General features: G+C 33.4%; 10 protein-coding genes. 9 read left to right on the top strand and 1 reads right to left on the bottom strand.

What is annotated here, in order from left to right; translation table 11 throughout:
- Positions 1–144: 144 nt before the first annotated feature.
- The 8 genes from rfbA to tagH all read left to right on the top strand — a co-directional run bounded on the left by rfbA (position 145) and on the right by tagH (position 11,107).
- Positions 145–1,029, top strand: coding sequence for a glucose-1-phosphate thymidylyltransferase RfbA (rfbA, locus tag NST09_RS16675; protein WP_057078973.1), 885 nt, complete (start codon positions 145–147; stop codon positions 1,027–1,029).
- Positions 1,030–1,049: 20 nt separating this feature from the next.
- A complete protein-coding gene (gene rfbB / locus NST09_RS16670; RefSeq protein ID WP_057078974.1) occupies positions 1,050–2,111 on the top strand; it encodes a dTDP-glucose 4,6-dehydratase in 1,062 nt (353 codons plus the stop codon).
- A gap of 102 nt (positions 2,112–2,213) precedes the next feature.
- Positions 2,214–4,214 (top strand): CDP-glycerol glycerophosphotransferase family protein, encoded by a 2,001-nt coding sequence (locus NST09_RS16665; protein ID WP_116306319.1) that lies wholly within the window; start codon positions 2,214–2,216, stop codon positions 4,212–4,214.
- 12 nt (positions 4,215–4,226) lie between these two features.
- The gene (locus NST09_RS16660; protein ID WP_116306317.1) at positions 4,227–5,507 is read left to right on the top strand and encodes an ATP-grasp domain-containing protein; all 1,281 of its coding nucleotides are present in this window, start codon (positions 4,227–4,229) and stop codon (positions 5,505–5,507) included.
- A complete protein-coding gene (locus NST09_RS16655) occupies positions 5,508–6,686 on the top strand; it encodes a DegT/DnrJ/EryC1/StrS family aminotransferase (protein WP_039170374.1) in 1,179 nt (392 codons plus the stop codon). It abuts the gene before it with no gap.
- Positions 6,673–8,505 carry a glycosyltransferase family 2 protein gene (locus tag NST09_RS16650; protein WP_057078978.1) on the top strand — a complete coding sequence of 611 codons (1,833 nt, stop codon included), beginning with the start codon at positions 6,673–6,675 and terminating at the stop codon, positions 8,503–8,505. Before NST09_RS16655 ends, NST09_RS16650 begins: the two co-directional genes overlap by 14 nt.
- Positions 8,506–8,655: 150 nt before the next feature.
- Positions 8,656–9,483 (top strand): ABC transporter permease, encoded by an 828-nt coding sequence (locus NST09_RS16645; RefSeq protein ID WP_116306315.1) that lies wholly within the window; start codon positions 8,656–8,658, stop codon positions 9,481–9,483.
- Positions 9,484–9,502: 19 nt separating this feature from the next.
- Positions 9,503–11,107 (top strand): teichoic acids export ABC transporter ATP-binding subunit TagH, encoded by a 1,605-nt coding sequence (tagH, locus tag NST09_RS16640; RefSeq protein ID WP_116306313.1) that lies wholly within the window; start codon positions 9,503–9,505, stop codon positions 11,105–11,107.
- A 26-nt stretch (positions 11,108–11,133) separates the two neighbouring features.
- Here tagH and galU read toward each other — a convergent pair whose 3' ends face one another.
- The gene (gene galU / locus NST09_RS16635) at positions 11,134–12,015 is read right to left on the bottom strand and encodes a UTP--glucose-1-phosphate uridylyltransferase GalU (protein ID WP_057078980.1); all 882 of its coding nucleotides are present in this window, start codon (positions 12,013–12,015) and stop codon (positions 11,134–11,136) included.
- 233 nt (positions 12,016–12,248) lie between these two features.
- Between galU and wecB the strand changes: the two genes are divergently transcribed.
- Positions 12,249–13,388, top strand: coding sequence for a UDP-N-acetylglucosamine 2-epimerase (non-hydrolyzing) (gene wecB / locus NST09_RS16630; protein ID WP_116306311.1), 1,140 nt, complete (start codon positions 12,249–12,251; stop codon positions 13,386–13,388).
- The last annotated feature ends 85 nt before the right edge of the window (positions 13,389–13,473 follow it).

The following is a 13,473-nucleotide window of genomic DNA, read 5'->3' as shown; positions in this document are numbered from 1 at the left end:
ATTTAGAATTGTAATTTAGGACCGAATTTTAACTATTAACTTTGTATTAGGTATATGTTATTATAAAGCTGATATTCAAATAAAAAACAAATAATTTCTTAGGATTTAAGGCTTTTCTGAGTATTTTTTCATAGGAGGATCATCTTGAAAGGAATAATTTTAGCTGGTGGTACGGGCTCGCGGCTTTATCCAATTACAAAGGGTATCTCTAAACAATTAGTTCCCATTTACGACAAACCAATGATTTATTATCCACTATCAGTTCTAATGCTAAGTGGTATTAAAGAAGTACTTATTATTACTACCCCAGATGATTTAGAACAATTTAGACGTCTTCTAGGGACGGGAGAAACTTTAGGAATACAAATAAGTTATGAGGTACAAAAAGAACCTAAAGGACTTGCAGATGCTTTTATTATTGGAGAAGAATTTATAGGCCAAGATAATGTGTGTCTTGTGCTCGGTGATAATATATTTTATGGACAAGGTTTAACTGAAATCCTAAACAAAGCAGTAGAACTAACGACAGGTGCGCTTGTTTTTGGGTATTATGTAAAGAATCCAGAGGATTACGGTGTTGTCCAATTTGATAATAGCGGAAATGTTCTTGGCATTGAAGAAAAACCTAGCCAACCTAAATCAAACTATGCGGTACCTGGTCTCTATTTTTATGATAATAAAGTGGTGGAAATCGCAAAAAATGTTAAACCCTCTGCAAGAGGGGAAGTTGAAATTAGTTCTATTAATGATTTTTATTTGAAAAATGGTGAATTGAAAGTGGAAATTATGGGTAGAGGAATGGCTTGGCTAGACACTGGTACACATAAAAGTTTACTAGAGGCAAGTAATTATATTGAGGCAGTTCAAAATAGACAAGGGCTCTATGTCGCTTCATTAGAAGAAATTGCTTATCGTAAAGGGTATATAAATGAAGAACAACTTTCTCGTTTAGCTCTACCATTAACGAAAACTGAATATGGCAAATACTTATTAGATTTAGCTGAAAATAAAGAAGTCATTCTTAAATAGAAGTTACAAAGGAGAGAATAATGAAAACTTACCTTGTTACAGGTGGAGCAGGTTTTATTGGTTCTAACTTTATATCATATATGTTAGACAAGTATACAGATATAAAAATTATAAATCTAGACAAACTAACTTATGCAGGGAATCTTGAAAACTTATCTCAATATGAACATTTCGTGAATTATAAATTTATTAAAGGTGATATTAAGGATTCGGAATTATTGAGTGAAATTTTTGAAAATAACGAAATTGATTATGTAGTGAATTTTGCAGCTGAATCTCATGTAGATAGAAGTATCGAAAATCCGCAAGTATTTGTGGAAACCAATGTGCTTGGTACATTGAATCTTTTGAATACAGCTAAAGAATTCTGGCAAACAGATGCAGACTCTTATAAAGAAGGAAAAAAGTTTATTCAGATTTCAACAGATGAAGTGTACGGTTCATTGAGTGAGGAAGGGTATTTTACAGAAGAAACACCTTTAGATCCTCATAGTCCGTATTCAGCTAGTAAGGCTTCGGGTGATTTACTGGTACAATCGTTTTTTGATACGTATAAATTCCCTATGAATATTACAAGATGCTCTAACAACTATGGACCATTTCAGTTTCCAGAAAAATTGATACCACTTGTTATTCATCACTGTATTGAAAAAAAGAGCATCCCTGTTTATGGAGATGGATTGAACGTTAGGGATTGGCTTTTTGTTGAAGACCATTGCAGTGCTGTAGACTTAGTTATTCAAAATGGCCAACTTGGAGAAGTATATAATATTGGCGGACATAACGAAAAGACAAATATTGACCTTGTGAAAAAAATCATAACTTATTTAAATGAGAAGGTAGATCACACGGTTACCGAAGACTTAATAGCCTTTGTTAGAGATCGAAAAGGTCATGATAGACGTTATGCGATTGATCCAACAAAAATAGAAAAAGAACTCCAATGGCAGCCGAAATATCATTTTGAAACAGGTATTATAAAAACAATTGATTGGTATTTAGATAACTCTCTATGGTTTAAAAATATTATAGACGATGAGTATAAAAATTACTATCAAAAAGCATACAATACAGTAAAGTAATATTTTATTTTTGAAAAGCCCTATTCAACACCATGAATGGGGAATTTTTTCTTTATTGCTATTGTGAAAAATGTAATTGAGATGAGGTTACGAAGACTAAAAATGAAAATTAAAAAATTAGTTTCTAAAATATTAAAGTCAAAAATAAGTAAACATAAAGTGAAAATCCAAATTAAAAAAGAAGAACTCCATTTAGTTGTTAATCATTTAGGCTTTAGTTTATTTAATAAATATGTAATTTTGAAAGATCGTGAGAGTGGCAGATTTTTAAAGAGCAAAATTAAAAAAAACATCTCTGTTTTTAATCTTCAAGATATTGTAGATCTTAATAGTAATGGAACTTTGGATGTGTATATTACTCTTCAATTTTATAGTAAATATTTTCGTAAGAGAACTGTATTTAGCATAAATAATCAAGGGTTTACATCATATTCAGAGGATTTGAACTTAAAACTAAAAAGTTTTAAAACCAAAAACGGAAATCTATCTTTTGATTATAAAAAAAATATTTTTACTCAGCATATAAAAAATTTAAAAAGTGTAGGCTCGAACTTTTATATTGAGGGGGAAGTAATCCAATTTTCAGATGAATATTCAGTTAGACAATTAGAATTAATTGCAGTAAGAAGAGACAATAACAAGTCATATGGCTACTCTTTAGATTTTCAGAAAGAAAAGAATAAATATATTTTTAAAAAAATTATTTTGATAGATAAATTAAAACAACATTTGGATCTCAATAGCAGATGGGACTTCTTTTTGCAAATAAGGGATGATAAGAAACGAATCTGTTATAAGGAACTAGTAGATATGACAGGTTATAATGATTTCTCAAGAGAAGAAGATAGGTATCTACTAAATAATGAATATAAAGATAACTTCAAGCTTATTATATATGTAACTATGGGAAAAGAGAGCTTAGCATGCTGGTTTACTGATAATGAACAATATATTAAGACATACAATATCGCTAGAGGTAAAACTATCTTTAATAATACTTGTGATAATCATCCAATTCATAAGAAAATGATTTTCTTTGAAAGTTTTTTAGGAAAAAGTTACTCAGGAAATCCAAAATATATATATGAATACTTATTGGAAAATGGATATGGTGAAGAGTATCAATTTGTATGGTCTTATCAAGGAGAATCGAAATTACCAGGAAACCCAATTGTAGTAAGTAGAGAAGAAGAAGATTATTATCGATACCTGGCGCTTTCAAAATATTGGGTGAACAATATTATTTTCCCGGTACATCGGAAAAGAGAAGGTAATGTGTATATCCAGACATGGCACGGAACGCCTTTAAAAAGATTGGGTTATGACATAGAAGTAGATGGTCCTGAAAAATTGGCTAGGGAAAATTTTTATTTAGAATCTCGTAATTGGGATTTTCTATTGGCAGCTAATAAATACTCTGGTGATATCTTTAAGCGGGCTTTTAAGTTTGAAAAAGAGATCATATTAAATGGCTATCCATCTAATGATATTTTTTATAAAACGAATAATATAGAAAAAATTGAATCCATTAAAAGAAAGTTGAGTATTCCTAAGGAAAAACAAGTTATATTGTATGCTCCAACTTGGAGAGATAATGAATCCAATGGATCATGGAACCATTCCTTTGAGATACAATTCGATTTAGATCAGTTCCAGAATGAATTTGGTGATGATTATGTATTAATCTTAAGAATGCACCATTTAATTTCAGATTATTTAGTGCTTAATCCAAGCAAACATTCTTCAATCATTGATTTATCTAAATATGATGATATTCAGGAATTGTATTTAGTCAGTGATATTTTAATCACGGATTATTCTTCTGTGTTTTTTGAGTATGCAAATAGCAAAAAGCCGATATTGTTCTATGCTTATGATTATCAACTTTATAAACAGGAGATAAGAGGTTTTTACTTAGATATGTACAAGGACTTGCCAGGTCCAGTATTACAGGAACAAACAGAGTTATTTGATGCGATAAAAAATATTCATCGTGTGGAAAAAGAATATGAAGAAAAATATAATGAATTTTTCCAAGATTATTGTAGCCTGGAAACAGGAAATTCAGCTAAATTAGTTATCGAAACAGTATTCAAAAAATAATTGGAGGTAACAATGAAAAAAGTTCTAGTGTTTCCATGTGGTTCTGAGATTGGCTTGGAGATTCACAATTCTCTTAAGTACTCAAAAGACTTTGAATTGATCGGTGCTTCCAGCGTCTCTGATCATGGTAAGTATGTATATAAGAATTATATAGAGGGTATGCCAAATATCCATGACGAAGGCTTTATTGATCAATTAAATCGTATAATTAAAGAAAATGAAATTGATTTTATTTTCCCTGCACATGATAGTGTGGTATTAAATTTAGCACAGAATCGAGAGCGACTTCATGCCATAGTTATAACATCAGATCAATTGACTTGTGAGATTTCAAGATCGAAAAAGAAAACGTATGAATTTTTTGAAAAACAATCTTTTGTTCCAAAAATGTATGAAAAGGTTGATGATGTAGATACATTCCCCGTATTCTTAAAGCCAGATGTTGGACAAGGATCAAAAGGAGTAGCACTTGCAAGAAATAAAAAAGAGCTGGAGTTTTATAAAAATAATCAATCCGACTTATTAATACTAGAATATCTCCCAGGTAAAGAATATACAATAGATTGCTTTACAAATAGAAATGGAGAACTTGAATATACTGGGAGACGTGAAAGAAAGCGTATTAAGAGTGGTATAAGTGTAAACTCTTCCACGTTACCGATGGATGAGCAAACAACACAGATAGCGCAAGAAATTAATAAACATCTTAAATTTAGAGGAGCTTGGTTTTTTCAAATTAAAGAAGATGTGAACGGTCAATACAAGTTGTTAGAAGTGGCACCGCGAATTGCAGGAACTATGGCATTATATCGTAACAAAGGTGTAAACTTCCCTTTACTGAGTTTATATGATCGAATGGATTTTGATATAAAAATAGAAGATAACGGTGTGAACCTTGAAGTAGACAGGGCTTTGATTAATCGATTTAGCATTCAATACTCTTATCAAAGAGTGTACGTGGATTTTGATGATACGATTACGTATAAAGATAAAGTTAATCCTCATTTAATGTTATTTTTATATCAATGTTTTAATAATGAGAAGGAAATTATCCTAATTACAAAGCATATCAATGATATCAAAGAAACTTTGGAAAAGCTTCGAATCCACATTAACCTTTTTGATCGTGTCATTCATCTAAAAAAAGAAGATATGAAATCAAAGTTTGTAGATAATCAAATACCTTCTATATTTATTGATGATTCTTTTAGCGAAAGAGATCAAATTAAAGCAATTGACATCCCTGTGTTTGACGTAGACTCGATAGAAGCATTAATTGATTGGAGAAATTAAATGATAAGACAATTTAAATTTCAAACGCCAATTCATGTGACAAAACCAAAACTTCCAAAACTTGAATATTACACGGATAAGATAAAAAGTATTTGGGAGAATAAATGGTTAACAAATGACGGTCCATTACATGAAGAGTTTAAAAAAAATCTTCAAGAATATCTTGGGGCACCCCAAATTGAACTCTTTACCAATGGCCACTTAGCATTAGAAATTGCTTTAAAAACAATAGAAGAAAAGGGTGAAGTGATTACAACACCTTTTACTTTTGCTTCTACAGTTCATGCAATAAAAAATACAGGTTTCCAGCCAGTTTTTTGTGACATAGAACCAAATACATTCAATATCAATATCAATCATATTGAAAAACTCATTACTGAAAAAACAAAAGCAATTGTAGCAGTGCATGTTTTTGGAAACCCTTGTGATGTGAATGAATTAGATCGAATTTCAAGGGATTATGGAATACCTGTTATCTATGATGCAGCACATGCTTTTGGAATTAAAATAAATGGTAAACCGATTGCAGAATTTGGCTATGCATCTATGTTTAGTATGCATGCAACCAAAGTTTTTCATTCGATTGAAGGTGGAGTTCTTTGTTTTAAACAGAAAGGATTAATTCAACAATTAAAAGCTTTGAAAAATTTTGGTATTACTTCAAATGAAACAGTTGATTATATTGGAATTAACGCAAAGATGAATGAATTCCAAGCTGCTATGGGATTAGTGAATTTGGAAGAAATTGATCAAGATATAATAACAAGAAAAAAAATTTATCATCAATATGAAGAAAAATTATCTGAGATACCAGGAATTAATGTTGTAGCAATTGATGATAATGTCCATCACAACTATTCATACTTTCCAATAATTTTAGAAAATCAAGAGATGAGAGATTATGTAAATGAAGAATTGAAAGCATATAATTTGTTTACCAGGAAATATTTCTATCCTCTTTGTAATGACTTCGGTTGCTATACATTTGATTCAAGTGAAACGCCAGTAGCAGTATATGTTAGTAATCGAATTTTAGCATTGCCAATGTACACAGAACTATCCTTAAGTGAAGTTGAACAAATCTGTACCATCATGAAAATAGTTTTGGACAATTTTCATAATCAAGTCAACATAAGAATGACGAATCAAGTGGGTGAACTATCGAATGAGTCAGTATAAACTAAGCGTTGTTGTATTGGTTTATAATACAGAATACTATTTGAAGGAGTGCCTTGATTCACTTGTTAATCAATCATTGCCAGATTTGCAAATTATTGCAGTAAATGATGAGAGTCCTGATAATAGTGCCGAAATTTTAGATGAATATGAAAAAAAATATTCAAATATGATGGTAATTCATCAAAAAAATAGTGGGGGCGCCAATGCGGGGAATCACGGATTAAAATATGCAACAGGAGAATACATTACGCTCATGGATTCAGATGACATTCTTCCTCTTGATGCCTATGAAAAATTATATTTAGAAGCAAAGAAAACTGAGTCTGATATTGTGATAGGAAGGCCTAATATCTTAATAAACGGTTTTCAAAAAGAAATTATTTATAAAAAGGAAAGAGAAGTTTGGCAAAAGAATAAATTAATCGAGAAAGTAAAAGATTATCCTGATGTTTTTTATGATGGATTTTATTGGAACAAGATATTTCGGAGAGAGTTGATCTTTGAATATCAATGTTTTATGCCTCCAGGTATGCTATATGCAGATCGCCCAATGGTTCATAAGGCATTTTTATATGCGAAAAAAATATCAATCATTACGGATGTTGTTTATCTTTGGAGAAAAAGAGGAGAAGAAGCAACTCAAAAGTCAATAACTCAATTAAATGGTGATTTACGAAACTTTCAAGATCGGATAGAATCACTTAAATATCAATTAGAATATTTCGAGAATTATGGTGATAAAGAGCTTTTAAATGAATTTCTTAAAAGAAATATTGAACGTTTGTTCTTTCCGATTAAAAATATCGTTTGGGATAAAAAGTTTAGGCACGTATTTTATAAAGAAATTAAACCGATTTTACAAAAGATTGATAATATCTTTGACAATGATTTAGGGATTACTAGTAATTTATATATCTACTTTATTTTGAATGAGCTTCATGAGGAATTAATATATTATTTAGCTGGTAATCAAAAAGGAAATATATTAAAAGAGAATGGTAAATACTATTGGGCCCTTCCCTTTTTTAGAAACGAAAGTCTCAATATTCCGGATGAACTCTTTGAAATTAAAGTACTAAAAGAAGAATTTATCAAAATAAATCATATAGATGTTGATGGTCAAAAAATTATATTCAGAGATATCGATATACCAAAAACGTTTAATGATGCTCAGGTATTTCTTTCTTTTGAGTCAAGACATAATTTATCGGAAAAAAAATTGATCAATACATTTACAAATGATGTTGGTCAATTAAATGCGGAATTTTCTTTAGAAGATTTGAATCAAATTGCAACATATGATATTTATCTTATTGTTCAAAGAAACGACAAAGAAGATAAATTTAGAATTTCTAAGCAAATGTACAAGGGAGCCCTTAATCATTGCAATCAATCTAATTTTCATCTCTTTTTCACTATTAACGGAAACCTATCTATTGAAAATATAAATGTAAAAGTAGAACAATTGATTTTGAATGATGAAGGTGTTTCTATATTAGCAGAAAAGCCAATAATAGAAACAGGGACATTCTATTTGAAAAATCGAATAACAAGAGAAGTAATTTTTCTGAAAAGAACATCAAGTACAGAGTTCAATATTAAATGGGAACATTTCTTTGAAGGGTTTAAGACATATGACCTTTTTTACTGCTCGCAAGATCGTCACTTTAGATTAAGAAAAAATTTATTAACAGATAGACTATATAATAGGTATAACTTAAGACCTTTTCAGGTAGAAATATACGAAACGGCCAAAGGAAACATTTCTTTAAAAAGTTCAACGAATATTACCCGATTCTTATCAAGATTGAAAGTTTAATTTTAAAAAGGAGGAAGTAGCTTCCTCCTTTTTATATTGTTTATGATGTGTATTTCCTGATAAGTGAAATATTCCTCAACTTCTGGTACAATTATGAGCGGTGCTTTTAAAAAAAGTAATTCCAAAAACTTATATCTAAGGAAGATTAGAATGAACGCAATGTTGACGATATTAAAGGAGCAAATCAGCTCATTTCCGCTGATTATGCGACTTGCTGTTTATGAAACAAAATCAAAATATCAGATGAATTATTTAGGTGTTTTATGGCAGTTTTTAAATCCATTGATTCAAATGCTGGCTTACTGGTTTGTTTTTGGTTTAGGCATTCGCGGAGGACAGCCAATTATCATTGGAGGCATGGAGATTCCATTTATCATCTGGATGCTTGCTGGATTAATACCGTGGTTCTTCATTAGTCCGACGATCCTTGATGGATCAAACAGTGTGTTTAAACGCATTAATATGGTATCAAAAATGAATTTTCCGATTAGTGCGCTGCCGTCTGTGGTCATCATGTCCAATTTGTTCAGCTATTTTGTCATGATGGGTGTCTATCTGATTGTGCTGATTTCTTATGGCATATATCCTGACGCGCATTGGCTACAATATATTTACTACCTTATATGTATGATCGCGTTTATGTTTTCGTTTAGTTTGTTTAATTCAACAATTAGTGTACTCGTAAGGGACTATCAATTTCTTTTACAATCAGTGACACGTTTACTTTTCTTTTTGCTGCCGATTTTTTGGAATATCTCAGAAAAGCTCACTGGAGACAAAGCATGGATAGGGGATATTTTAAGATTAAATCCTCTTTTCTACATTATTGATGGTTTCAGAAATAGCTTGTTAAAGGGAGAATGGTTCTTCCATGATGTGAAATATACACTTTATTTCTGGTTGATTACGCTTCTTCTTTTAACAGTCGGTTCATTGCTTCATATGAAATTTAGGGATAAATTTGTCGATTTTCTTTAAAAAGTAAGGAGATTATACGATGAAACTAAAGGTTTCGTTTCGAAACGTATCCAAGCAATACGTCCTATATAAAAAACAGTCGGATAAGATTAAAGGGCTGTTTTTACCTAATAAAAATGAAAAAGGTTTCTTTGCCGTTCGTGATGTATCGTTTGATGTCTATGAAGGAGAGACGATTGGTTTTGTAGGGATCAACGGGTCTGGGAAATCCACAATGTCGAACCTTCTAGCGAAAATCATTCCACCGACAAGCGGTGAGATTGATATGGACGGTCAGCCATCGTTAATTGCCATTGCTGCAGGGCTGAACAATCAGTTAAGCGGTAAAGACAACATTCGTTTAAAATGCTTAATGATGGGTCTGACAAATAAGGAAATTGACGATCTTTATGAAAAAATCGTAGAGTTTGCGGATATCGGTGACTTTATTGATCAACCCGTGAAGAGTTATTCAAGCGGAATGAAATCACGTCTAGGTTTCGCCATTTCAGCGCATATCGATCCAGATATCTTGATTATTGATGAAGCGTTGTCCGTTGGTGACCAAACCTTCTATCAAAAATGCGTGGATCGTATCACAGAATTCAAAGAACAAGGGAAGACAATCTTTTTTGTCAGTCATTCCATTAGTCAAATTCAAAAAATCTGTGATCGGGTTGCTTGGATGCATTATGGTGAGCTTCGTATGTTTGATGAAACGAAAAAGGTCGTGAAAGAGTATAAGGAGTTTGTTGACTGGTTTAACAAGCTTTCCAAAAAAGAGAAACAAAAATACCAAATGGAACATAAGGAAGGTAGAAAAGGCGTTCAAAAGACGGAAAAAGTCACCCGTTATAAAGAAAGTGGGAAACGACGTTCATTTTTTGGACCAGCCTTTCAAGTGACCATAATAGCTGTTTTAACCATCTTACTTGCCCTTTCTATGTTTTCGGATCGTCCGCTGCGTACACTGGCGACATTTGGTGCAATTCCCTCAGGTAAAACAGAGGCGCCCCAATCAACGAACCATGAGACGAAAGGTGCCTCTGATGATATGAAAAAGATTGATCAACAGGCTGTAGTTAAGGCAGATCCAATGACGGTTTATACAGACAGGGCCATGAAAAAAAAGGCAGACGTCACATTATCGTTTGGACAAGAAGTGAAGGCTGTGGCTAAAAATAAACAAGTCGTTCAAATCAAAACAGCATCAGAGACGTATTATGTGCAACCTGATGCGCTACAAAACGCAGATGAATTGAAACCATTATCTATCGGACCAGCACAGTTCAATTCCTACGTATCACCCGCATCTGCGGGTTCGTATGAGTACTTACTTTCTTTCCTTGGAAAAGAAGAGTCTGTGCTGAAGCAAAGAATGCAAACACTTAGCTCGGTCAAAAGTGAGCAAGGTGATACCGTTGAGCGGCTGACCACTGAGAAAACCGATTATGTGATTCAAAATGGTCTGGCGAATACGATGGTGTTCCGCGAGATCATGCCTATCTCTCCTTCAACACTTGGACTGACAGAACAGAATGTCTGGATGAATGAGAAACAAACGAAGTTCGCAGTAAAGGGCGAACATAACCTGTTTGTCATTGATAATGAACAGCATACGCTGACCGTTTCAGCGACCAAATAAAAAAGCTGCCGATGCCGGCAGCTTTTTTAATTCACTTCTTCTTTTTCAAGAAGCTGTTTCATAAATGGGATGAGTTTTTTCTTTAGCTCTTCATCTTGAAGGGCAAACTCTAGCGTCGTTTCGATGAAACCTTGCTTCTCTCCAACATCATATCGTTTTCCTTCAAAATCATAGGCAAATACCCGCTGGATGTCATTGAGCTTTTGGATGGCATCTGTCAGCTGAATTTCTCCGCCCGCACCAATTTCTTGTTGATCAAGGTACATAAAGATCTCAGGCGTGAAAATGTAGCGCCCCAAAATGGCTAAATTGGATGGTGCTGTTCCTTGCGGCGGCTTTTCAACAAAGTTTTTCACTTGATAGCGGCGTCCTTCTTGGGTAAGAGGATCAATGATTCCATAGCGATGCGTATCGCTGTCTGCTACCTGCTGAACACCGATCACGGACGAAAGGGTTTTTTCATATTCATCCATCAGCTGGCGAAGTCCAGGTGTTTCGGCTTGGACAATATCATCACCTAATAAAACAGCAAAGGGTTCATCACCGATAAAGTTGCGTGCGCACCAAACGGCATGTCCTAAACCTTTTGGTTCTTTTTGGCGGATGTAATGAATATCTGCAATATTAGATGATTTCCTTACTTTTTCTAGTAATTCTATTTTTCCTTTTTCTTCTAGATTCCTTTCTAGTTCGGGAGCAAAATCAAAATGATCTTCTATAGCTCTTTTCCCTTTCCCAGTCACAATAATAATATCTTCGATGCCTGAATCAACAGCTTCTTCAATAATATACTGAATAGTTGGTTTATCTACGATAGGGAGCATTTCCTTAGGCATGGCCTTTGTTGCAGGAAGAAAACGTGTTCCTAGACCGGCAGCTGGTATAATGGCTTTACGTACTTTTTTCAATGAACTTTGCACCTTCCTTTTGTATATATACAGAGTTTACTATTAAATTCTATCTTACTTTTAAAAGGAGTCAAACTCTATTGTGATGTTTAAAATAATTTTAAGATAAATTTGTAAACATGATTGATGTTTTGTATAGATATTTTATTAAGCTATAATGAAGTTCAATTATCAATTGTAGATAATTTTTGTATAATGGACTCATAAAATGAGAAGAAAAGAGGCATCGACTATTGAGAACATTACATGTAATGACTGTATTCGGGACGAGGCCTGAAGCGATTAAAATGGCACCCCTTGTCCTTGAGCTAAAAAAACATCCACAAATTAAATCTTCAGTTACTGTGACGGCTCAACATCGACAAATGCTTGATCAAGTGCTGAAAGCTTTTGATATTACGCCCGATCATGATTTAAATATTATGAAAGAACGTCAAACATTATCTGAAATCACATCAAATGCACTGTTGAAATTAGATCAATTATTCCAACAGGAAAAACCTGATATTGTGCTTGTACATGGAGACACAACAACAACCTTTGCAGGAAGTTTGGCTGCGTTTTATCACCAAATTTCAGTAGGTCATGTTGAAGCGGGGTTAAGAACACATAATAAATACTCACCGTTTCCAGAAGAATTGAACCGTCAAATGACAGGAAATATAGCCGATATTCATTTTGCGCCGACACATGAGGCAAAGCAGAATCTTTTAGTTGAAAATAAAAAAGAAGAGACCATCTTTGTAACAGGAAATACAGCAATTGATGCATTGCAAACAACGGTTACAGAGCAGTATCAACACCCTATTTTAGAGAAAATAGGCACAGATAAAATGATCTTGTTAACGGCTCATCGCAGAGAAAATCTTGGTCAGCCGATGAAGAACATGTTTAGAGCGATTCGCCGTGTTGTAGAAGAATTTCAAGATGTTCAAGTCGTATACCCTGTCCATTTAAATCCTGCTGTTCGTGATGCGGCACAGACGGAATTCAGTGATCTTGATCGTGTGCACTTAATTGAGCCGCTTGAAGTGGTTGATTTCCATAACTTTGCTGCTGCGTCGCACTTTATTTTAACGGATTCAGGCGGTGTGCAGGAGGAAGCTCCCTCTTTAGGAAAGCCAGTATTAGTGCTGCGTGATACAACAGAACGTCCTGAAGGCGTGAAAGCTGGTACGCTTAAGCTTGCAGGAACGGATGAAGAAACCATTTATCAGATGGCAAAAGAGCTGTTAGAAGACCGGGAAGAGTACGATAACATGTCGAAGGCTTCTAACCCTTATGGTGATGGACAAGCGTCGAAACGAATTGTTGAAGAGCTTCTCCATCGTTATGGTTTAAGTGATGAAAAACCAGCCCCATTCCAATCATAAAAAAAGAAGACTACATTTCTGTAGTCTTCTCAGCATGTAGACAAACCCTCGCATTCTTTGTCAGTCCTGCGTGCTGGTGCTCACG

It is taken from the genome of Bacillus sp. FSL W7-1346 (assembly GCF_038593335.1).
Classification (GTDB): domain Bacteria; phylum Bacillota; class Bacilli; order Bacillales; family Bacillaceae; genus Bacillus; species Bacillus altitudinis.
The sequence above is the reverse complement of the archived record's forward strand: the minus strand, read 5'-3'. Positions and strand labels throughout refer to the sequence as shown.